This window comes from Lentzea pudingi (assembly GCF_014646255.1).
Classification (GTDB): domain Bacteria; phylum Actinomycetota; class Actinomycetes; order Mycobacteriales; family Pseudonocardiaceae; genus Lentzea; species Lentzea pudingi.
Genome location: NZ_BMNC01000019.1, coordinates 46,727 through 69,266, shown reverse-complemented (window position 1 = coordinate 69,266; position 22,540 = coordinate 46,727). Strand labels below are relative to the sequence as shown.

Below are 22,540 nucleotides of genomic sequence, written 5' to 3'. Positions count from 1 at the left end.
TCAAGCCCACGCCCTGGATGCGGCTGGACGATCAGTGTCGGGATGCCGTCGTCGCGCCGCTCCTCTGCCCACCCCGGCTCTTTGCCGCCCAGCTGATCGTCGATCCAGGCGCGCGGCCAGTCGCTGACCCACCGCTGGATCGGGCCGATCTTGGACGACCAGCCGAAAGCAGGCCCGCGACAGGGGACCTCGATGACCGGGAACTCGGGCAATTCCAGCCGAAGCGCGATTCTCGTCACGGCGACCCGCCCCCAACTCGAGCACCAGACCAGCTCGGCACCCGATCACACAGCTCCCGCAACCAGGCTCCGTGTTCCGGCTTGAGCCACACCGTGCCGCGCGCAGATGAACCATCCGGCCCGAGTCCGTCGAACTCGTGCGCCCGGTAACCCAGCTCCCGCACGGCCACATGACCTCCCGGTAGCGCGGCCGGGTCGACAGCAAGCACCCCATCGACATCGATGACTACAACGGGGCAGCTCAGACGAGACCACCCTTCTTCCCTTGTGCTCCACGGCCAGACGCGGATCCGGTGATACGGGTTGGGCCTGCATTGGCTTCTGTTCCGTTCGCCCAACCACGCCGTTCGCGTGAAAGCGCGGATGTGGCCGTGTCCCGACGGATCCCAAGGGACCATGGTCGGGACACGAGCCGGTCGGGCACGAACACTCGGGCTAGCTCGTTGGCGCGGGGGCAGGCGCCTGTTGCGTCGAGGCGAGGGCGAAACGCCTCGGCTTGTCGTTGGTCTTCACGGCAGTACCGGCATCGACCAACTTGTCCAGCGCGTTGCTCACCGCACCCGACGACTTCCCGCCCAGCGCCTTCGCGATCGCGGTCGGCCCGAACTCCTCGCCAGGATGGTCCCCCAGGAAGTCCTCGACCATCCCCCGCAACGCGCCGGACGGCAGCCGTGGCGCCTTCTCGCCCGCCGCGTCCGCACCGCCCCTGGTCGTTGCCTGGTCGTCGTGGGTCGCGGCGCAGCCACCGGATGCGGGTTCCGTGTCGGCCACGACGGGTCCGGCCTGCACGGCGCCAGTCTCATCGTCGACCGTGTCCGGTGTGCCCTCAACCGGGGCGACCGTCGACTCCGTGTCGACCGGGTCGGTGTCGACAGGCTGCGTGTCGACCGGGTCGGTCGAGTTGTTCTCGGCATCCGTGGTGTCGTCACCGTCACCGGTGACCGGCACGGCGGGTGCGTCGGGTTCGGCGTCCGCGATGCCCGTCAGGTCCTGGTCGGCCGCCGCAGGGGCCTCGGCCGGAGCGGGGTCGTTCTGGGTGGTGTCGACGTTGGCGATTGCCCACAGGTCGGCGGCGCGCCGACCACCCTGCGCGATCCCGGTGATGCGGGTGACGCTGCCGTCATCGGCCCATTTGGCGAGGATCTTCTGCGCGGTCGATTTCCCGATCGTCGCCGCCACGGCCAAGTCGGTGGCGGTGCTGTTCGGGCCGGTGTGCAACGCTTCCCACAGCTTGTCTTCGGCGTCCGTGCGATCCGTCGCGGCGGTGGCCCCTTCGGGAACCGACCGCAGCGTCCGGGCGGATCCGATTGGCTGGGTGGCAGGGTTGGCTGTGCGGGTGCGGGTCTTGCTGGACATGACATTCCCTCGATTTGCGTGGCTGATCGGTGGTGGTGGTCATGCCCCGGCCGGAGCGGGTGTGGCCCCCGGTGCGCTACCGGTGTGTTCGGGCTACACGAACTATGAACGCTTCCTTCGCGCCACGAAGTCAAGCGGTCCTACAAAACAAGACGACCGTCTCGTGTAGACAGTCATGCGCGCCCACCCGACATGCCTGTCACTTGGTGTGACAACTGTCACCGACCGGGTTTGGCTGTTGTCGATGGTCGCGGCGCTCCTGTCGACGACGTGCGGCCGAGAATGATGCCACCGGGCTGCACATAAGCGTGCGGGGCCGCCCCTGGGGAGCCGGATGCAGCTATCAACAGTTGTTGCCACGACGCCAGATGACGTTCTCCCGGCGACGGATAAGCCGGCGACGGACTCGCCCACCGCCCTTGCCGTTGTGGGCACGGCCGTATCCACGCTTGAACCCGTAAGCCCGGCAGTAGCCATCATCAAAATGATCACCATCCACTTTGTACACGCCACGGTTACGACGACAGGCGCTCATACCCGGCATTGCACTTCCCCTTCTCTGGCGAGCCACCCGGCCAACGGGCGTCCCAATTCGCGAAAGCGTCTGCAGGTCGGATCTGGCCATGGTTCTCCGACTTGAGATCGACCACACCCAGACCAGCTTTCTGGTGCAACGCCTCGCCGGCAGAGGCTCGCGAAGTTCAGGTGGCTGGGCTCGTGCTTGCCACCATTGATGCTTCCGTCACCCGGTGACGTCAAGTCAGTCGATCCACGAGGGCGCGGATCAAATGTGGATAGCGCGGTGCCCAGCGCCAAGCAGGACCCGTACGCGGCGTCCGCCACCGCTGGCACCGTCACGCAAGACCTGAACTCACAACAACAGCAACAATTTAGTGGTGACAAGTGTCGCTTGTGGTCACATTCGCGGTGACGTCCCGGTTGGCGCTGTTGGGTAACCCAATCCGGCCCTTTACGTCACGCCGCTTGACAGGCACCGATGTATCGAGCGTGGATGGGCATGTACACGACAGCGCATCGGGCCGTGCATCCACAATTCCCTTACAAGGCAAGGGGATTATGGATGCGCCTGACATGAAGGAAGCCGCTATGAGCACCGACACCGCTACCGCGGACCGTGGACGGCTGACCGGCGACCACCACGCCGACACCGCCGACCTGACCCTCGAGGAAATCGCCGCCCGGCTGACCGAGAATCTGCGCAGCGTGCAGGGCGACGGCATGCTGCCCGCCGACGCCGAGTTCCGGGTCACCGCCGACGACACCGGGGACGAGCCGGTGCTGCGGGTCACCCTCACCTGCGACACCGACATCAGCGACGCCATCTCGGGAATCGCCGTGCACCTCGTCGCGCAGGTGTTCCAGCTCGCCAGCCACTACAACGAGGTCGACCTCGACCAGCCCGGCGATCCCCGGTTCCTGCAGCACATTAACGTGAAGTGCGGGGACAGCGCGGAGGCCACCCTGGTCGGCGCGATGGTGCAGACCGCGTGACGTGTCATTGACCCGGCCCGGTCCGGCCACCGTCGGACCGGGCCGCTTCCCAAGCGGATCGAACCAGCACTGCGGTGTACGCGACCCTGCCGACTCATCCGACGACATCACATCCGGACCACACCAGGAGGCGTGACATGACATCCACCTTCCACAACGAGATCACGCTCGGCGATATCAACTACAGACTCGCCACAACCGTGGACTCCGAAGAGTTTCTGGTGCTCGACCTGCTCGGAACGACAGAGTCAGGCGAGGTCGTGGCCGATGGCCGTCTTCGCCTGCCAGTCGAAGGCGGCGGCACGGTCGGCAAGCTCCTCACCCGCGTCCTCAGCGCGCACACGCGCCTGCGAAGCCGACCGAACCGTCACGCGAACGCCAACCGTCCCTGGACCCAATCCCTCGACGACGAACTGCGGGAGGCCTGGCTGCAGCCAGGCGGCGGAAGCACGTTGGACCGCATCGACAGTCTCGCCAAGCACATGGAACGGTCCAAGACCGCCATCAGGGCTCGCCTTCCGAGGGTGGGCTGCGACCCGGACGTGGTAGGCCGCGAACTGTCGGATACAGCCGCCGCCGTGCTGGGCGTAGATCCACCGGCCGTGAAGGGAAACACCTGATCCGCCAGCGTTCGCGCCGACTCCAACCATCACCTGTGGACCACGCGCGCTATGCGGCCGTGATGGAAGAGTGCAATGCCTTGTGATAACACCGGCCTCGGCGTTGTGGCGAACGAAGACAACGCGAGAAAGCCAACTTTCTGGATCCCTTCCCGGGCTTATTACACCGAGGTCGACCTCGATCAGCCCGACGATGCCCGGTTCCTGCCGCACCTCCATGTGAATTGCGGCGAGAACGCCGCGGGCCGCCCAACGTTTTTCCCCGGCCTTGTGATGGTTGCCAGAGCCCCCTGACCGGTCACCGATCGACCCGGCCCCGCGACGGACCGGTTCTATCCCTTGGCAGCAAATGAAACCACTTCACGTCGTGCGCGCGATTCGCGCACCGACACCACCCTCGGGTTGACAGCTCGACACCACCCGTACGTCCGCAACACAGTCCTCAACCGGAACGGAAACGAAGGGGCACAGTCACAATGTCCACATCTCATGATGCCATCACATCCATCCCGACGCGACAAGATCTGTCCGATGTGGCCGCCTTGCGGAAGCAGGAAGGACTCGGCGAGGACGCGGTAATCCTCATCGCGCCGTTTCACGTCGACCCGCCGATGCGGATGCCCGACGACACGTGCGCGCTGCTCGTCGTCGCGGTCGACGTCACCATCGACGCGGAGCCGCAGTTGTTCGCCGGAGACTGGCTGCCCGAGATGCGTCCCGCCGACAAGGCCGATGGCGACCTCGTCCTACAGCTCACCCAACACCACCGCGACGAGGCAGCGGTTGACGTCGAGATGCTGCTGGCCTGTCACGGGCGCTGGACACGTGCGGGCATCTGGAGCGGCCTGAGTGTCGAGTGGCCCCAGGTGATCGCCTCGACGGCGCACACCGTGATGGGACTGCACACCGATTCCGTCGAGGCAGCTGTCCCGAGCGACACGGTATGTGCGTAGCGCCCGGCTGACGCGGCTGGGGCCACCTACCGCGACGACGCGGCAACTTCTCCTTGTGCGCAATGACGAGCACGCATCGGATCTCTTGTTCGCCGACGCAGCCACGGTCGCCACCGTGATCACCCGGCCGCGCCGCGCTCACCCATGCCGTGAAGCGGCCGTTTCTGACATCAAACAACTCCCAGCCACCTGACACGAGGAAGAATTCCGATGACGAACAACCCGACCAGCACGTCAGAATCGGCTGCACAGCGGTGGCGTCCGCTGCTGGCCCATGTCGTGATCGCCGCGATAGTCATGGCCGCCACCATCGTGGTGGTCCGCGAGCTCTTCATGCCGCACACCATTGCGGAGGCCTCCGCTCCGGAAATAGTGCTCGCCCTGTTGATCGGCTGGCAGTTCGTGTGGTTCACGCTGTTCACTGGCCTGCGGTTGGTTTCTCGGCGTCCGCTTCCGGTCGGCACAGCGATCGCACGGGCTGTACTCACCGTGATAGGCGCGGTCTTTCCTGCAGTAGTGCTGTTTCTCTTGCTCCCCTGGGGGTGGACTGTCGTGGTCGGGACCCTGGTCGTCACGGCCGCCATCGCTGTCCGGCAGATCATCCGCTGGCCCAAGCGCACTCCAGCGGCTGACCCGGACCGTGGCCAGGACGCCGCCGACGTCTCGTAGCCCCAGCCGCCTTCGATCGGACACCCTGCCTGACCAGACGATGTCGCCACGGGCAGCCCAGACAACAGGACCGACATGACCAAGACATGGGTCAGGTTGTGCAGCGCCCGCTCGCCGATTCCCGGCAGGACACCAGGACTTGCCTGGGCGATGTGGCAGCCGGGGTACTCGGCGGCGCCATGGCCGCATGACGAGCTGACACCCGGCTTTGCCTACTACGTCTGCGAAACGCAGCCGAACGGCGAACGCGCCGCCACCTACCGGGCCACGGCAACGCACGTGCTGCCGCCCACGGGGGTGGCGACACCGGAGGGTGCGTACGGCCTCATGGCAAAGCACGTCTTCGACGACAGTCTCCGGATGGGGCCGGACGAGTGGAAGGCCCATCCGTACAACGTGCTCAAGGCGGAGTTCCTGTGGCCGCAGCGGGTCGTGGCGTGGCGGGCCACCCTCGTCGCGGTCGGACCGCATGTACTCGCGGGACTGGGACGCTTCCCGCGCACCGGGTGGTTGACAACGGACACGATCACCTTGTGACATCTCGTCCTCCAGCGGTCGGATCCCTGATTCGCCTGGCTGCGCTGACACATTCCGGTCGAGTCATGCGCTAGGTGTCCCAACGGTGTTGGCACTTCGTGACCTACGAAGCGTCCATACAGGTCGGTCGACCGGAAATCAGTGGAAGCAAAGGGGGTTGACGTATGCGGAACGGGATCGGCGCCGCACTGGCTACTCAGTGGACGCTGGGGGATCACGGCGGATGCGAACCGGATCGGCAGCTCGGACGCATAGACGACGCCGCACGCCGCGAGGGATCGTCATGATCGAGATATCGGCGAAGGAGGTGCCTGAGATCCGTGCCCGGATGGCCGACTGGGCGCGCGATCCTGGCCTTGATGGTGCGGGCAACTGGTTTCGTTTCTTCCTCGGCCCGCATCCGCCTGGGGCCAGCGATTCGTATGTCTTCGACCGTGTCGATGATGTCGCGGCGACGATCGCGGGCACGCTGGCAGTTCAGCTCCCGGCGTCGGAATTGTTCTACGTCTCCTCCGCCATGACCGAACTCGCTCGCCATGCGGCGAGCAGCCTGCCCGACTACCGCCTGCACCCCGAGGATCTGCCTTCGCCGGTCGGGTTCATGGTCTACGCGCAACCGCCGGTGCCGGGCACCGCATCGGGACCCCACGACGACGTGTGCATCGTGTCGTGGGGTCCCGGGCGCGGCGGCGTGTGGGTCCACACGTGGGCGCCCACGTCGATGTCACCGGCCCAGCGCGGCGTCGTGCAGATTGGCCGCAACCTCGCGAAAGCCGATCACCACGACGCGTTGCAGCGAGCAAGGGCAGCCGCCGCCCGCAATCTGCCAACGCCGTCACCGGACAACAAGTCAGCGACAAGCGAGGAGGCCGCCGATCTGTGGGGGGCGCACCTGCTCACCACGTGGCTGCCGAACCTGGAACGCGCACAGATTCCGCCGTCGTTCTGCCCGCCGCACGGCTTCGAGTGGTGCGCGCTCACCCCGATGGAGTTCATGGAGATGGAAGGCTGGCCGGACGGGGTGTCCGACAACCAGTCCTCGGTCGCCGCCGAGTCCAAGATCGCCTTGCAGCGCACCATCGTCGCCACCTGGCTGCTGATGGGACAGACTCTGGTCCACTCCGAACGCGTGCACGCCCCGCGCGCCGCCCGGCGCCGGATCGAGAGCCTGGACCCGGCGATGGGGACTGCGGTGCGCTACATCGATCTCCGGCGCAGCCGCACCGAACCTTCCGATCACAGCACGGACGACCGGGAGAAGAGCGGACGGGAGTATCACCACAGCTGGATCGTGAGCGGACACTGGCGTAACCAGTACTACCCCAACAGAAACGAGAATCGCCCTATCTGGATCGACTGGCATCGGGCCGGGCCGGACGACAAGCCACTCATCGGTGGCGAACGGGTCAACGTCCTGCGCCGCTGAGAAGCCGACATCGCGGCATGAACTCCGGCCCCCGCGTGGCGGGTGCGACAACGTCCGACGACTTTCTCTCGTAGTCGTGTTCGGCGGCGTCCGCTGTCCACGACCTGATCGCGAGCTCTGGCGCGCTGAATGACGCCCCTGCCGGTTGGAAGGCGACGTGAACCTGATCAGCCTCGTGATCGGCCAGAGGCAGGACGTGTGGCGGCGAGAGGGCGTCCGATCTTGTCGATGCGCACGGTGGTGCCGGGCTCGGGTGCGTTGACCATGTGGGTGGGTGAGATGGCGATACCCACGTGCGTGATGTTCGCGGTGCTGGTGCCGTAGTACACAAGGTCCCCTGCCTGCAGCGGTGATCCGGCTGGCACGAGTGGGCCCATGTCGTATTGGTCTTGCGCGACTCGCTCGAGCTTGATTCCCGCAGCGGCATAGGCTGCTTTGGTCAGGCCAGAGCAGTCCCAACCGCCCTCGGCAGGGCCGTCACCGCCCCACACGTACGGCTCGCCGAGCTCCCCGCAGGCGAACGTCACCGCCACGACCGCGGCGGGTGCGACCGCGAGATCACCGGCTGAGTGCGAGGCGGCGCACGCGCCGGCCGCGTCGGACGCGGCCTGGGAGTAGATGGCGGCTTGGTCGAAGACTTTGCGGACGTACCAGTCGGCGCGGTTGTAGGTGAAGACCGCCCGGTAGAGGTCTGTGCCGTCGCGGGCACCGGAGTCGCACAGGTAGAAGGCGGCGGCGTGGATAGCGTCGTGCGGGTCGTAGCGCGACGGCGGGGTCCGGCCACCGGGCGGGATGGTGTGCCGGGAGGTCACCGAGGCGAAGGTCGGGGCCAGAAACTGCATCACCCCTGCCGCACCGGCAACGTTCTCACCGGAGTGCACGCCCGGCAGGGTGGAACGGCCGTGATCGGTCTCGACCTTCCCGATAGCGGCAAGGATCGACCAGTCCAACCCCGGACACACACCGGCCGCCGCGCGGTACAGCGCGAGGTAGTCGGCGGGGATATCGGCCAGCGCGGTCGCGCTGGGCCGGCCACCGCCGCCGAGAAGCGCCGAGATCGCGCCTGACACCCCACCGACGATCAGCATCGAGATCACCAGGATCGCCGCGATCACAGCGGCACCGACCTTCACGATCATGGGGTGTTCACCGCCTTTCGGTACTCGGTCCGCGTGAAATGGGCTTCGGTGGCATCGGCGCGGGCGCGGGAGCCGTCAGCGGCAGCGACAGGTCCGCCCCCGGCGCCGTATCGCTGCCCTCGCCGGTGCTGGGCGGTGAGACGTGCGGCCAGGCGTCGAGCAGCCGGCACAGCTCCCGCCGTGCGCTCACGCCGCCCCCAGCGGTGTCGAGGGGAAGCCAGACCTCGTCGGCGGGACTCGGGTGCGGGGCCTCGGGGTCGAGCAGCTCGGCCGCGGCGGTGGCGACCGGGACCGAGCGCGGATCGTCGAGCTCGCGCCAGGCCCGTACCAACAGCCGGCGGGCGGTGGCCTCGCGGCGTGAGGTCGGCAGCCACACCAGCAGCGGGGTCGTGATCCCGGTGGCCGCAGCGAGGACGGCGTAGCCGGCCAGTTTCCCGGCGAGCTTGGCCAGTACCTCGGTGCTGAAGTCGTACTCGAGGAAGAACTCGATGTCCCTGCCGCCGGAGCTCCAGCGGCCGTAGGCATCGGGTTTGACCAGGTCCCCGAAGTGCCGTGCGCACCGGGCCTCCGACCACCACGCGCCCAGCGCGGTCTGCCCGGCAGGATCGGCGTGGCGGGCGCGGTCGACCAGGGCGGTGAACCACTCGGCGACGCCGACGGTGTGCGCGAGCCGCAGCGAGTGGGCGATACCGAAGGCCCTGTCGTGCCGGTAGCCGAGTTCCTTGACGTCCAGGCCGTCCTCGGCGGCCAGCACCGCGGCCCCGGCGGGCGCGAGGATGTAATGCATCGGCGCGGTGCCGGAGGTGATGAACGGCTGGAACCGGTCGACCACGCCCCACTGGAACAGCTCCCGTAGCCGCATCCGGCCAGACCGGAAAGACGGGAACGCCAGCGCGGTGATCTGGTGTGCCGTGAGCACGCGGTGTTCGTGCAGCATCCGGATGATCCACCGGTCCCGCGGCGTCAACCGGCCCGCCAGCGCCGCCTGGTGATCGGCGTTGTTCGCCGCACGCGGAGTCGGGCGAATTGCCTTGTGACCTCGAAGGGTGCGCTGCCTTGTGGGATTGGTGATCATGTCACAGACCTCCGGGATATTGTTGCGCGAGAGGGACTTTCGTCCGCTGCGCGGCGCAGCCGGGCGAGTCAGGGCTGCTGGCGGCGTGGGTCGGCGTTGCGCGCCCGAACGCTGGGCTGGCCTCGGCGATCGCCGTTGGCCGGCCGTGTCTGCTCTGAGGCTGTGGCCGGACGCCGCGAAGAGCAGGGCGGGGCCTGCGGACCAGATACGGGCGTGACGCCACCCGGAGCACGGCTGCGCAAGGCACGACGAGCGATACCGCGGATTTCCCGTGCGCGGCCTGGGATCGCGCGGGGGAGCGGCTGGGTGAGCATGGTGAACGGCTGCGACTCTTCCCCGTTCAGCACAAGGCGGACGGCGGCGTGGTAGACACCGAGGTGGGCCAGGTCGTGATCGGACAGCCGGGGCGCGGTGTGCCGGGACAGCTCGCGGGCGTCCTCCGGGCTCGCGTTGAAGAAGATCTTGCTCCGGGCGTTGGTGGACATGCCTTCCCGCAACTCGCGGGGAAGCTGGCCGAGATGCTGATGCGCCAGGGTCATCGCGACCCGGAATCCCCGTGCCTCGGCGAGCATGTCCTCGATCGGGTACGGCAAGTTCAAGAAGTTGTGACACTCATCGATCACCAGTGACGCGTCGCGGCGCTGGCGTTGTGGAGTGCGGGCGCGGGCGGTGGTGGCTTGCCAGGTGCGTGCGACCACCAGTGACCCGACCAGCCGTGTGGTCTCCTCGCCGAGGGAGCCTTTCGGGATGCGTACCAGGCAGATGCCGCCGTCGAGCACAGCTGTCATGTCCACTGTGGAGTGTCCGCCCGCGATGGCGTCGCGTACGAACGGCCGCAGCAGGAACGCGCGCAGCTTGTTCATCAGCGGGCTGATCACCTGGCTGCGGCTGGAATCGGTGAGTTCCTCGTACCAGGACCAGAATCCGCGCAGCACCGGGTCGGTGACCCCGGCCGTGACCCGTGACCGGAAAGCGGTATCGGCCAGCAGCTTCGGCAGATCCGCGAGGGTCGCCACACCTTCCTGAGTTCGCAGGGTCAGGCACGCGGCACGCATCACGTCGTCGGTGCGCGGACCCCAGAACGCGGAGTACACCCGGCGGAACACCGAGACGAGGTTGTCGACGGTCAGGTCGGTTTCCCCTCCATCGAGGGGGTTGAGGCACGGCGGCCGGGACTTCGAGTCCGCATCGAAGATCACGACGCGATCGCCGGCCGATTTGGGCAGCCGGGAGATCACGTCGGTGACGAGGTCGCCCTTGGGGTCGATCAGCACGATGCCGCGGCCGGCCACGGCGTCGGCCAGGATCATGTTGCCCAGCAACGTGGACTTACCGGAGCCGGTCGCGCCGATGACATGCAAGTGGTGCCGCGCGTCCGGGACGCGCAGCGCGACAGCGCGTTCGTGTCCGGTGTCGGTGACGCCGATCGGCTTGGCCCCCGGCCCCGGTGTGGCGATGCCCGGTGGCGGCGCGATCGCGCGGGCTCCGGCGCGCTGCACGCCGGGGATCGCCTCGTCGATCGGCAGGTGCGCCAACGCCGCCAGCTCTCTCACCGACAGCAGGTCGCCGTTGCCGAGACGCCGCCCGGCCAGCACGATGCCAGGGTGGCGGACGCGGTGGCGGGTGTAGTGGTTGTGCTCGGTGTAGGAGGCGAAACTCGCGGCCAGCGCGTGTGCCCGGCCACGAGCGACATCGCGTGCCGTGCGGACCTCCGTGTCGGCAGCGTCGGCCGGTAGCAGGGTGGCGACGGCGTAGCGGATGACGGTCTCGTACTGGGAGCCGCGTTGCTTGGTGACGACGGCGCGGTTGTGTGCCGCGTATTCCAGCGAGGTCTGCGGATCGGTGTGCAAGGCCCCTGTGCGCGTGGTGCTCCGCGCGGACCTGGTCTTCGCGCTGGGAGTGAGCAGGTCGAGCAGGCGGCCGATCACGCGGGTGGAGCCGCCGGTGTGCACCCGGCGCGCGGAACGCCGTGCTCGGGCGACCCGGCGGCCGGTGACCGGGCGGGCCAGGATCTGCACGCAGGCGTACTCGTCGCGGCCGAGCCCGACCGGAGCGCCGATCAACGCGCGCAGCGGGTCAGCTGAGAAGTCGGTGCGGATCGGCAGCGCCTCGGACCGGGCCAGGCGCAGCTCGCCGCCGACGACCAGCCGCCGCTGCCCGGCCTCGGCTGGTGGCAGGGGCGGTTCGGCGGGGCCGACGCGGGTATGTGAGCCGGGCCAGGCCGCCTCGACCGCGCGTTCGACCAGGCCCGGAGGGATCACCCCCGGCACCCACAGGCGGATCGCGACTCCGGCCTCGGAGAACACGTACTCGCACGCCACGTGGGGCTGACCGGTGAACCAGCGGCGCCAGGCTGGGCGCAGCAGCCCGACGAGGTTGGACCACAACGCCTCGCCGCCCGCGCGATCCACCGTTGGCGGGGCGAGCACGGTGACCTGGCGGGCGTCGGCGACGAGCCTGGCGTGGCAGCGCCGCGCCCACCGGCGCCGGCCGATCACGACTCCCGCGACGACGGCCGCGAGCACCGGGCCGACGACCGGTCCCCAGACGACCGCCCACTCCCGCATGTGGCCCAGCAACCTGAGCAGTGCACCGCCGGGGTCGCGCAGGTAATCCCCGAGCCACCCATTGGCTAGGCCCGCCCGTACGATTCCGTTAGCGACCAGCGGATTAGACAGCTCGGGGTGGGTGAGGGCAGCCGGAATCCAGGCAGACATGACAGGTTCTCCCGAAAAAGTAGGAATGTCGATCGGAGACGGGACGATCGGGGTCAGGAGGCGTCGAGGTCGAGGTCGTCCTCGGCACCGAACGATCCGAACTCGTCACCGTCGGCCGCGTACGCCTGCTGGTCGGCGAAGCCGAGATCGACGAAGGACTGCTCGTCATCGGACTCACCGATGGGATCGGCGTCTGCGGCGTATCCGGCGAGTTCGGCCGGATCACTGGTGACGAGGTAGTGCTCGGTCGGTGAGGCGATGCTCTGGAACGCGACCCTCTGGGTTCCCGCCGACAGCAAACCCTGGCCCCTTTCGGCTGAGAGCAGGAACTGTCGTTCCCCGGCTGACAGGTTGAAGGTCTGGGTGATCTCGTCGATGGCCTGGGATGCTTGCCGGAGCAGGATCTGGGTCGCCGCGTTCGCGACCACGGCTTTGCCGAGATCGTTGCCCAGTACGTCGGCGGTGTCCTGGGTCGCGACGGTCAGTCCCGCCCAGTGTTTGCGGGCGGCTTTGGCCATGCGGAATAAGAAGTCCGCTCCGGACGGGTCTTTCATCAGCAGCCACGCCTCGTCCACGACCACCAGCCGCGGACGGCGAATCGCGGGATTGGACACCCGCCGCCACACCGCGTCCAGGGTGAGCAGAGTGCCGATGGCTTTCAGCTCGTCGGGCAGGTCCCGCAGGCTGAACACCACTAGGTGGCCTTCGGGGGCGGTGGAGGTCGGCCCGTCGAACAACTGCTTGAACGCGCCCTCCACATAGGGATGCAGCCGCGCGGCGAGCTCCGCCGCGGCCCGTTCGCCGGCGTGGCCCGCGGTCGCGAGCTGGTCGCGCAAGGACCGCAGAGTGGGTGCGGGTCGGGTCCAGGTGCGGGCGTCGGCGGTGATCCCGGCCGACTGGTAGGTAGCGGCGATACCCCGGTCCAGCGCGGCCCGTTCGGCGGCCTGCAACTCGTTGCCGACGAGCACGGAGATGACGGTGTGCAGGAACAGCGACCGCCGCACGAGCGCGTCGCGCGGCGCGGTACGGCGTCCATCGGCACGCGTGTGGATGGGCAGGTCGAACGGGTTGAGCCGGACACCCGCGACACCGAGGTGGACATACGTGCCGCCGACCGCGTGTGCTAGCCGGGCGTACTCGTCCTCGGGGTCGACGACCGCGACCTCGATCCCTCGATACAGGCTGCGCACTAGCTCCAGCTTGACCAGATAGGACTTGCCCGCGCCGGAGCGGCCGAGGATGACGGAGTTGTGGTTGTGCATCCCAGGGCCGAACCGGTCCCAGTGCACCAAGCCTTGCGATCCGACGTTGTAGCCGTAGAGCACCCCGGACGGCGCGGCCACCGAGGTCGGGTCGGCCGCGGGCAAGTCCGGGCTGGTGAACGGGAACGCCGCCGAGAGCGCGGAGGTGTCGAAAGTGCGGCGTATCCCGATCAGGTCCAGGCCCATCGGCAAGGTCGACACCCAGCCCTGCAGTGACCGGTAGGTGGTGTGCTTGGCGTCGAGCAGCAGGCTCGCCGCGAGCGACCGCAGCGCCGCCACCTCATCGGCCAGCGCTTGTTCGGACGGGGCGTGGATTGTGAGGTACAGCCCGACGCGGAACAACTTGCCTTCACCGCGGGCGACGCGGGAGGACAGGTCGTAGGCGTCCTCAGTGGCCGCTTCGACGTGCGGGTCGTGCAGGCGGCCGTGCTCGGCGGTGTGCCGCCGACCCGACTCGAGCTTGGCGAGCTGCTTTTTCAACCGTGCGGCGGCCGTGGCCGGGTCGATCGGTTCGACATGCAGCGCGACGTCCAACCGGCCGGGATAGGTCAACAGGGGTGTGAGCCAGCCTGGGTGGACCTCACGCGGGAACCCGGTCACCGCGAAGCTGGAAACCCATTCGGTGCCGACCTCCAGGTGCCGGGCGCCGACGGACAGGGCGTCCGGGGTGAACGCGGTGGCCCGCTGGTTGGCGGCTGCGCGGTGGTGCTGGCCGCGCCGGGAACGTGTTCGGGTGGTCATCACACCCGCCTCCGCCCTGCGAAGTCGTTGTCGTCGGTCTCGTAGTCCCAGCCGTCGTCTTCGTCGTCTGGTCCGTGCTTCTCGGTGTCGGCCACGCCGCGGGCGCGGGACTGCCAGAACGGGCGGTCGTCGCCGAGGTCGCCGTCGGCCACGTCGGTGCCGCGGGCGGTGGTGATGACCTCGTCGGCACCGGCCAGAGCCGCTGAGGGCGGCAACAACGTGTCCGGGTTGCACGCCGAGGCGAGCACGGCGGTGGACTGCCCGGCATCCAGCGGGGTCACCACGATCCCGGCGGGGGAGAGGAGCTCGATCGCCTCGCTCAGGCGGCGCACCAGCCGGGACTCCGCCGCCCGCCGCGCCGCGGCGCTGGCCTGGGTGGTCTCGTTATGCGCGCGTCGGCGGCGGGTCAGCGATGCCAGCACTGCGAGCGGGCCGGGGCCGCCGAGGCCGTCGGCCGGCGCGGCGGCGCCCATGGGCTCGCGCAGGATCAGCAGCACCTGGCGGCGCAGCAGATCGGTCTGCTCACCGAGCTGCACCAGGTAGTCGGCGTGCTCGAGCGCGGCAGCTTCCAGCGCCGGGTGCGGCAGCCCGCCCGCGCGGTCCCGCAACTCATCGATCTGACCGGACAGGTCGAGCCGTTCGGTGCGCACCAGCACCTGCACCGGGGCGGTCAGGCTGTGCAGATAGCGTCCGAAACTGGCCACCAGGGACTCCTGCTCGGACGGTGTGCGCAGCGCGAAGTTCACCGTCGAAGCGACCGCGACGACAGCTAGCCCATCTGCTCCCAGGTCCACGACGCCGGTGTCGGTGACCGCTTCGGCGGGCAACCGCAACGCCGACGGCGAGATCTCCTGCGACCTCGGCGCCGTGTTTTTGCCGGCCTCGGCCGACCTGTTCTTGCCTGTTCCCGCGGTCCGGCTCGCCGTCGTGGCGGCGGTCTGGGCGGTCAGCCAGTGCGGCGCGGGCCGCACGCCTTCGGGGGCGGCCACTTGGTGGCGTGGTCGGATGCGTTGCCCGATCGCGGCGACCAGCAGCCGGTCCATCGAGAGCCCGTCGCGCTGGCTGAGCGCGATGACCGCCGCGCTCACCCCGACCGGGATGGCCACCGCGAGGAACACCGGCAGCGGCAGCACTGCGCGAGTGGCGGTCCACCCGGCGTAGAGCACCAGGCCGGTCACCGCGAGGATCGCGAGCTGGCGGGCGGTCAACGGGCCGATCACCTTGTCGGCCATGTCGACGTCAGCGGGAATGCGCACAGAACTCATGGCGTACCTCCGGGCGTGGGTGGCGGCGGCGAGGAGCGCCGCGGGCGTGTCGGAAGGTCCAGCGGGAGCCGCAGCTGCCGGCCCGCGGGCGAGGCCGGTCGCGGTGGCGGCGGAGGTGCGGGTGGCGCCGGTGCGGGTGTCGCGGGCGGGATGCGACGTGCTCCGTCCAGCGGCAGCGGGTACTGCCCGGAACGGGTCGGCCGGTTGCCCTTGTACGGGTCGAACGGCAGCTCTGGCTGTGTGCTGCGTGCCCGTGCCGCAGGCGGCGCCGGGAACGGTGCCGGGGATGGCGGGCGCGGTGTGCGGCGCACACCGTCGAGCGGCAACCGGTACTGGCCGGAGCGATCCGGCCGGTTACCCCGGTACGGGTCGAACGGCAGTTCCAGCAGCTGCCCGCCACGACGCCGCCCACCTGTGCGCGGCGGTCCGTGCGGGACCGCAGGCGGTGGCGTCGGCTTGACGCGCTCGACATCCAGCGGCAACCGGTACTGGCCGTCCCGCCCGAGAACCGGCTTGTACTCCGGCCACTCACCACCCAGCGGCAGGGTCAGCTGGTGGCCGTGGCCGCTGCTCGACTTGGGCGCGGGTGCTGGCTTGGGTGTGGTGGCTGGGCGGCTGCGGCGCAGCCCGGCCAGCGGCAGCATGTACTGCCCGATGGACGTGGCGCGCACATGGGCGTAGGGGTTCGTGGATCCACCGGCAGCACCGCTGCTTGCTCCCCGCCTCCCGCGTCCAGGGCCGGCCGAGTGCGACCGTGCGCCACTGCCGCCCCCGCCGCGCAGCAGGCCGAAGGTCTTGTACGCCACGAACGCGCGCACCAGCGAACCGAGCATCGACCGCTTGCCGCCGCCGAGCTGGATGTGGTGCATGACCCAGCTCGGGATCTTCACGAGGATCCAGAGCAGCCCACCCGTGGCGATCAGATTGACGACACCGTCCGGTGTCGGCCCGAGGAAGGTGAAGCCGCCCTCGGAGAAGAACACCCGCAGGGCGGTGATCAGCGTGAGCGACTGTCCGACCTGGATGCCGAGCACTCCGAAGAACGCCCGCCACCACCAGAAGGCGACGCCTTCCGTCTGCTCCGTGCCGTGACAGCTCAACGCCAGCGGGGCGCCCGCGACCAGCACGGCGGTCAGCGCGACGCGCACGACGTAGCTGCCGATCAGCGAGACCAGAAGAACGACCAGGCCGAGCGAGATCAGGATGCCGAAGAACCCTGCCGAGGTGATCGAGTTCATCACCGTGTTGGTCAGCAACGCCGACAGTGTCTGGGCCGCGCCGCTGGGGTCCACGCCCCCGCCGACAAGCGCGTAGGACAAGGCGTTGGCGAACTCGATCGCCTTCGCGGCGAGGATCCAGGAGAGGTTCGCGGCGAGGAATCCGACCACGATGCGCGGCGCGGCTTGGCGGATCGTGGTGCGGGTCTGCAGCGTCTTGTAGGCCATGACCACAATGCCCGACACCATGATCAGCAGCGCGTAGCTGGCGATCACGATGCCGCGCGAGGATTCCCACAGCTCACCGATCCGCGGCAGCTGATCCAGCGTCGGCGTGGCCAGCAGCGTCTGAGCCACCAGCCGCAACAGCGAGTTCAACGCGGCGACAACCAGCGCCCAGAAGAAGCTGTTGATGCCGTCGGCCATGCACGCGCCGATGTCGGTGATGCCGCACTCCCCGCTGGGCGGGCTGAGCGGCGTCACCGGTGGTGGCGGGCTCGGCGTTGTCGTGCTCGGCGCGGTCGTGACGGGCGCCGACGACGTGGTGCTCGGCGGGGCCTGAGGGGGTCCGCTCGATGGCGGTGCAGGCGGGCATGGTGTCGGCGATGAGGCGCCGGGCTGCGGGCAGGGGGCGGGCGTGACCGGGCTCGGTTGCGCCACCGCCACCGCGGCACCACCGCTCACGACCGCCAGCAACACGACCAGGAGCAGCCACAGGGCGCGCCGCCGCAGTGCGCCGCGCCGATCGTCAGCATGCCGGGCCAGGATGGGGCGCGGCAGGCGCGGGCTGTGGCACGCCGGGGTGCGACGGGCGTGCCGCACCGGGGTGGTCGCAGACATCGCCTACGCCCCCACGATGCCTTTGAGCACGCTGACGACCAGCGGGGCGAGCGCGGCCAGGCCGTAGCCGATCGCGGCGGCCTTGAAGCAGTCCTTGGCCTTCTCGTGCTCGCCGGGATCGCCCCCGCCGATGACCCGGCGGACTCCGCCGATGGTGAGGAACACCGTCGCCAGCAGGGCGAGAATGCCCATCAGCCAGTTACGGATGTTGGACAGGACCTGGTCGACCGACTGCACCTGCGCCAGCACCGTGACGCTCTCCGCCTGCACGGCCGAGAGGGGCATGACCAGCACCACGACCGCCACGCCGGCCAGCACTACGAGCGTGCGCCGCAGGCAGGCCCGCCACTCCGCCGCCGCAGTAGACATCCGAGGTGTGACGGTTGCGGCGGTGCACGAGCTCGAGACGTGCAGGCGCGTGCGCCGGGCTCGGCGAACCAGTCGAACAGGCGGGCTCACAGGACTGCGGGGAGGGCGGAGCGCGCCACTGCGGTGGCGCGGTGAGCGGTGAATGAGGGAACGGGTCAGGCGCATCGCGGCACTCCCGGAGTCGGGTCCGACGGCCGCCGGGTGGTCCCGGTCGGACGGTCGGGCGAGGTGGTGTGTGCGGGAGCTGCTGCTTCTGTCCCGCAGCCCTCGACTCCGGATTTCGGGGTCTTTTTTGACACGTCGCCCCGAACTTTTTCTGACGACTTCCCACCGACAGTGGTCACTGTGCGTGCCTGACCGGGTGCAGGTGTCGAGGGGCGCGCCGCGTGGCGGGCGGCGGCGATGACGGTCGCCGCGTGGATCGCCTGGACCTCCACCGCGCCTTCGCCGCGTTCACCGGGGTCGTCGTGCGCGGCCTGCTCGCGCAGCCAGGCGACCAGCCGCCGCTCGGCGCGAACACGGACGTGCGCGAGGGTGTCGTAACTGACGCCCCAGTCGGCGGCGGCGTGGGCGAGGGTGTACTCCGGCTCCAGCCGGGTGGCGCCGATCAGCTCGGCTTGCTCGCCGGTGATGACTCCCTCTGCGACCGCGCGGGCGAGCACGAAGTCCTCGTGTCCCCACGGCGGGCGCGGCTCGCTGGAGCGGAACGCGTCCTCCGACGGCATCGGACGCTCCAGCGCCTCCCGGATGAACAGGTGCCCCGCGCGCAACGCCGCGCAGCGCAGCCGCCACATCACCCACGGCCGGGTCAGGTCGATCGTCGCCAGCTCCGAGAGGAACCCGGTCAGCAGCGCGGCGTGAATGTCGTGGTGGTCGTCGACGAACGGCTTGCACAACTCGGCGGCAATGCCGAACAGCGCGGGCAGCGCGACGCCGACACACCCCACCGTCGCGGCACCGCCCTTGTCTCGCGAGCGGGTGACCAGGTGCACCCAGACCGGGTCCACGGTCGACATCGGCAGTTCCGGGTCCAGCAGCAGACCCCGCAACTCATCCAGGGGCACCCGCCGCCGGGGCAGACCCGGGAAACGCCAGCCGTCGACCCAGGCCGGGCGCGGTCCAGTGACCAACCATTCGAACGCCGTCCGCGCGGCATCCAAGGGCAGCGAGTCACGCCCCAAAGGAACACAACTCAATACGTGACGCAAATTCATGACTGGGCTCCCCGCGTGATCGCAGAACAACGACCAGACAAGGAAGCCAAATCAAGTCCACCACAACGCAACCCAACCGCCACCAGAAGTCCACCAAACCGCCACCGGTGATCTTGAGTGATCGTTTCGCGCCGCCGAAAAGATCACTATCCGTTCATGTGGAAGGTTCCTTAAAGATCATTGACGATCGCCTGCAGTAGGCGCTGAACTGCCATGGCGATCGTTAGTGGCGATCCGGTGGCGGCTCGGAAGCCCTGGACGCAGAACCTGGAACACACCGCGAGCGAGACGGAGAAAATCCGTCGAGATTCTCTGTCGACATTCCCTTTGCGGCATGGGCTCTCTGGTCTTCTTCGCGCACGGGTATGAGCGCCTAATCCTTCTGTGACCCTCGGGCAGGCAGCTGAAAACAAGATTTTTAAGAAAGTTGAGTACGGGCTGTCAAAAAACAGCGCGGATTTCGGAGTTGCGAGATGTACGAGAGAGCGCCACAGGGCGCGCCGCACCCGATTGCGAGGAACCATGACTCAGTCCGAGCACACCGCGCGCCGTTCGGTGCCACACGGCCCAACGCGACGCGACGACACCACCCGCCCGCCAAACAGCCGCACGGCAACCCGCTCCGGCGCCGAGCGCCGCCCCTATCCGACCGCACCGTCCACCACCAGGATCAGCCCCGCCACACCCAGTGCGCCCAGTGGCCGCACCCAGGCGCGCGGCTCGGCCCCGACGCCGATCCCGGCGACGGTGTGGACGGCCGGCCCGGCACCGATCGACCTCGACACGGCCTGGCCGGCACCGTTCATCGAAAAGATCGTCGACGCGTTCAGCCAACCCGGCGGACGAGTCGCGCTCCTGCCCTGGCCGACCACGCAACCGACCCCCGACGATCGTCCACGGCTCACGCCGGTCTCCTCCGACGCCCTGCTCGAACACGCCCCTGCGGCCAAGCCCGACGCCGCGCTGGCCGACGCGCTCACCGCCGTCGAAGAGCTCGGCCGCAACGGCCGGGTGGTGCGCATCGCGGCAGACCCGACCACCACCGGTCCAGGGATGCCGCCGTTCTGGGCAGACCTCGTCGGCGACGCCGACCACGCGACCGTGACCGTCGGCGCGCCCTCGCACTCAGGCACCGGCGACGAGTTCCCAGACGGTGTCCAGGACGCGGCATCCGACACCGACTTGATCATCACAAGTCTGTGTCCCGAGCACGGCGGCGACCGGTTCAGCGATCTGGTGGCGCTGGTCGCGGCCCGGCTGCTGCGGGTCGGCGGCATCCTCGTCGTACTCACTCACTGTGACTGGCTCGCGGGTGAGCTGATCGACCCGACCGGCGCGGTCGTGGCCTCGGCACAGAACGCCGACCTGCTCTACCTGCAGCACATCGTGGCCCTGCACGCGCCGGTGCGCGGCGGCCGGTTCGCCGACGACCTCCTCGCCGATCCCGACGGCCCGGCGGCCGACAACGAGGCCCGCGCCCGTCACCGCGCGTCCGTGCGCGGCCTGCCCGAACCCCATCGGCGCATCCACTCCGACGTTCAGGTCTTTGCCCAGCCGCATGACCACGAACCGCCTCGCCCGAGCGCGGCCGACGCGGCACGCGAGAACGGAGGCATCCGATGACCAGCGAGCCGATCCCGAACCCCGCCCAGCCCGCACACCACCGCCCGGAAGGCACGCCCGTGGCCGACGACCGCACCCCGCACGCCCTGCCCGACACCTCCGCCACTCCGGCTCCGCCCAGCGCGGACAACCCGGCGGACGACTCGGCCCAGCGCGTCCCGCGCACCGTCATCGGCGCTCCCCGTGGCACTACCGGCATCGCCTCCGAGCGAGCCGCTGACGACGCGGCGAGGTACATGGCGGTGTCGGTGTGGACGACCGCGCAGACCTCCCCGGCCGCCCAGCGCAAGGGCCGCTACGTCGCCGACTCGACCGCGCACCCGGCCAAAATGCTGCCGGCTGTCGCCGCGCACGCCATCGCCCACTACACCCAGCCGGGCGACCTGGTGCTCGACCCGATGTGCGGCATCGGCACCACCCTCGTCGAAGCCGTGCACGCCGGGCGCCGCGCGGCCGGCATCGAGTACGAGCCGCACTGGGTCGATGTCGCCCGCGCCAATCTTCTCCTCGCCCACGACGCCGGTGTGGCGCACGAGGGCCGGGTGTTCCACGGCGACGCTCGTCAAATCGCTGCACTCCTCCCGCCCGAGTATCTCGGGCAGGCCGCGCTCGTGGTCACCTCACCGCCGTACGGGCCCTCCACCCACGGACAGGTCGCGGTCGCACCCGGCAAAGGAATCCAGAAGTACCACCACCTCTACGGCAACACCCTCGACCGCGGAAACCTCGCCAACATCGGCCACCACCGGCTGCTGTCCGGCTTCACCCGCATCCTCGCCGGACTCGTGCCGTACCTACGGCCAGGCGGACACATCGCCATCACCATCCGCCCCTGGCGCGAACACGCCGAACTGATCGACCTGCCCTCCCAGATCCTCGCCTGCGGTATGCACGCCGGCCTGATCCCGGTGGAGCGCTGTGTCGCGCTGCTGGCGCGCGCGGCCGAGCACGATCTCGTGCCGAGGGGCTCGTTCTTCCAGCGTGACTTCGTCCGCAAACAACGCGAAGCCGGACTCCCGCTGCACCTCATCGCGCACGAAGACGTCCTCGTCTTCAGGACGCCGCTCACTCCCCAGAGTTCACGCGAACTCAAGTGTTCTCAACACGAACCCGGTGCCGCGACGCGGTCACCGTCGAAGGTGGACAGTGGGGTTCGCGCCGAACCCGAGGGCGTGGCGGCATGAACGCACCGCCCCACCGTGCCCGGCGCGGACCACAGCCCACGCCGGGCACGGCGATAACAGCCCTGCCGCAAACGCTGCGCGTTCGCGAGAGCCTGGGTCCCGTCGTGGGATCCGTCTGCACTGGCTATGGCGGGCTGGACCTCGGCGTGCTTGCCGCACTCGGCGGAGGCCGCATCGCCTGGTGCGCCGACCCTGACCCGCACATCCGCCAGATCCTCGACGCGCGCATGCCCGGCGTGCCGAACCTCGGCGACCTCCGCGCCATCGACTGGACAGCGGTGGAGCCGGTCGACGTGTTCACCGCGGGCTGGCCCTGTCAGGACATCTCCGCCGCCGGTCGGCGCGCGGGCATCGAGAAAGGCGCGCGCAGTGGACTGTGGACCAACGTCGTGGAGGGCATTCGGATACTACGACCAGCGTTGTGCGTGCTGGAGAACGTCGCCGCGCTTCGCTGGCGCAACGGAGGACTCCACCGTGTACTCGGCGACCTGGCCGAAGCAGGGTATGACGCGCTCTGGCACAGCGTTCGCGCCGCCGACATCGGCTGCGCGCACCGACGCGAACGCGTGTTCCTGCTCGCCT

General features: G+C 69.2%; 18 protein-coding genes and 1 pseudogene. 10 read left to right on the top strand and 9 right to left on the bottom strand.

Annotation, left to right across the window (positions count from 1 at the left end):
- Positions 1 to 674: 674 nt before the first annotated feature.
- Positions 675 to 1,595 carry a MarR family transcriptional regulator gene (locus IEY88_RS38190; protein ID WP_189159802.1) on the bottom strand — a complete coding sequence of 307 codons (921 nt, stop codon included), beginning with the start codon at positions 1,593 to 1,595 and terminating at the stop codon, positions 675 to 677.
- Positions 1,596 to 2,702: 1,107 nt separating this feature from the next.
- Between IEY88_RS38190 and IEY88_RS38185 the strand changes: the two genes are divergently transcribed.
- The 6 genes from IEY88_RS38185 to IEY88_RS38160 all read left to right on the top strand — a co-directional run bounded on the left by IEY88_RS38185 (position 2,703) and on the right by IEY88_RS38160 (position 7,312).
- A complete protein-coding gene (locus IEY88_RS38185) occupies positions 2,703 to 3,107 on the top strand; it encodes a hypothetical protein (protein WP_189159801.1) in 405 nt (134 codons plus the stop codon).
- 137 nt (positions 3,108 to 3,244) lie between these two features.
- A complete protein-coding gene (locus IEY88_RS38180; protein ID WP_189159800.1) occupies positions 3,245 to 3,727 on the top strand; it encodes a hypothetical protein in 483 nt (160 codons plus the stop codon).
- 542 nt (positions 3,728 to 4,269) lie between these two features.
- Positions 4,270 to 4,680, top strand: coding sequence for a hypothetical protein (locus IEY88_RS38175; protein ID WP_189159799.1), 411 nt, complete (start codon positions 4,270 to 4,272; stop codon positions 4,678 to 4,680).
- 210 nt (positions 4,681 to 4,890) lie between these two features.
- The gene (locus IEY88_RS38170) at positions 4,891 to 5,349 is read left to right on the top strand and encodes a hypothetical protein (protein WP_189159798.1); all 459 of its coding nucleotides are present in this window, start codon (positions 4,891 to 4,893) and stop codon (positions 5,347 to 5,349) included.
- A 75-nt stretch (positions 5,350 to 5,424) separates the two neighbouring features.
- Entirely contained in the window at positions 5,425 to 5,886 is a 462-nt protein-coding gene (locus IEY88_RS38165; protein ID WP_189159797.1) for a hypothetical protein, read from the top strand.
- 283 nt (positions 5,887 to 6,169) lie between these two features.
- Entirely contained in the window at positions 6,170 to 7,312 is a 1,143-nt protein-coding gene (locus IEY88_RS38160) for a hypothetical protein (protein ID WP_229694142.1), read from the top strand.
- 167 nt (positions 7,313 to 7,479) lie between these two features.
- On the opposite strand, the gene IEY88_RS38155 is transcribed toward IEY88_RS38160, so the two are convergent.
- From IEY88_RS38155 to IEY88_RS38130, 6 genes are all read right to left on the bottom strand, one after another.
- Positions 7,480 to 8,451 (bottom strand): C40 family peptidase, encoded by a 972-nt coding sequence (locus IEY88_RS38155; protein ID WP_189159796.1) that lies wholly within the window; start codon positions 8,449 to 8,451, stop codon positions 7,480 to 7,482.
- A gap of 7 nt (positions 8,452 to 8,458) precedes the next feature.
- Positions 8,459 to 9,526, bottom strand: a complete 1,068-nt coding sequence (locus IEY88_RS38150) for a replication-relaxation family protein (protein WP_189159795.1) — start codon at positions 9,524 to 9,526, stop codon at positions 8,459 to 8,461.
- Positions 9,527 to 9,594: 68 nt separating this feature from the next.
- Positions 9,595 to 12,243: a DUF8128 domain-containing protein gene (locus tag IEY88_RS38145; protein ID WP_189159794.1), complete on the bottom strand. Its 2,649-nt coding sequence runs from the start codon at positions 12,241 to 12,243 to the stop codon at positions 9,595 to 9,597.
- 53 nt (positions 12,244 to 12,296) lie between these two features.
- The gene (locus IEY88_RS38140) at positions 12,297 to 14,246 is read right to left on the bottom strand and encodes a VirB4 family type IV secretion system protein (RefSeq protein ID WP_189159793.1); all 1,950 of its coding nucleotides are present in this window, start codon (positions 14,244 to 14,246) and stop codon (positions 12,297 to 12,299) included.
- Entirely contained in the window at positions 14,246 to 15,511 is a 1,266-nt protein-coding gene (locus IEY88_RS38135) for a PrgI family protein (protein WP_189159792.1), read from the bottom strand. Before IEY88_RS38135 ends, IEY88_RS38140 begins: the two co-directional genes overlap by 1 nt.
- Entirely contained in the window at positions 15,508 to 17,154 is a 1,647-nt protein-coding gene (locus IEY88_RS38130) for a TrbL/VirB6 family protein (RefSeq protein WP_189159791.1), read from the bottom strand. Before IEY88_RS38130 ends, IEY88_RS38135 begins: the two co-directional genes overlap by 4 nt.
- Here IEY88_RS38130 and IEY88_RS38125 point away from each other — a divergent pair.
- Positions 17,141 to 17,290, top strand: a complete 150-nt coding sequence (locus tag IEY88_RS38125) for a hypothetical protein (RefSeq protein ID WP_189159790.1) — start codon at positions 17,141 to 17,143, stop codon at positions 17,288 to 17,290. The two genes, IEY88_RS38130 and IEY88_RS38125, sit on opposite strands and share 14 nt — an antisense overlap.
- A gap of 281 nt (positions 17,291 to 17,571) precedes the next feature.
- On the opposite strand, the gene IEY88_RS38120 is transcribed toward IEY88_RS38125, so the two are convergent.
- Both IEY88_RS38120 and IEY88_RS38115 read right to left on the bottom strand, forming a co-directional pair.
- Complete coding sequence (locus IEY88_RS38120) at positions 17,572 to 17,937, bottom strand: pilin (protein ID WP_189159789.1); 366 nt, start codon at positions 17,935 to 17,937, stop codon at positions 17,572 to 17,574.
- A 155-nt stretch (positions 17,938 to 18,092) separates the two neighbouring features.
- Positions 18,093 to 19,001, bottom strand: a complete 909-nt coding sequence (locus IEY88_RS38115) for a hypothetical protein (protein ID WP_229694141.1) — start codon at positions 18,999 to 19,001, stop codon at positions 18,093 to 18,095.
- A 534-nt stretch (positions 19,002 to 19,535) separates the two neighbouring features.
- Between IEY88_RS38115 and IEY88_RS38110 the strand changes: the two genes are divergently transcribed.
- The 3 genes and pseudogenes from IEY88_RS38110 to IEY88_RS44665 form a co-directional block, all read left to right on the top strand.
- Positions 19,536 to 20,774, top strand: a complete 1,239-nt coding sequence (locus tag IEY88_RS38110) for a hypothetical protein (RefSeq protein WP_229694140.1) — start codon at positions 19,536 to 19,538, stop codon at positions 20,772 to 20,774.
- Positions 20,771 to 21,958 (top strand): TRM11 family SAM-dependent methyltransferase, encoded by a 1,188-nt coding sequence (locus IEY88_RS38105; protein ID WP_189159787.1) that lies wholly within the window; start codon positions 20,771 to 20,773, stop codon positions 21,956 to 21,958. The genes IEY88_RS38110 and IEY88_RS38105 overlap by 4 nt, the downstream gene beginning before the upstream one ends.
- Positions 21,955 to 22,479, top strand: a pseudogene (locus IEY88_RS44665) (DNA cytosine methyltransferase); the annotation flags it as partial. The gene IEY88_RS38105 and the pseudogene IEY88_RS44665, both read left to right, overlap by 4 nt.
- Positions 22,480 to 22,540 lie beyond the last annotated feature (61 nt).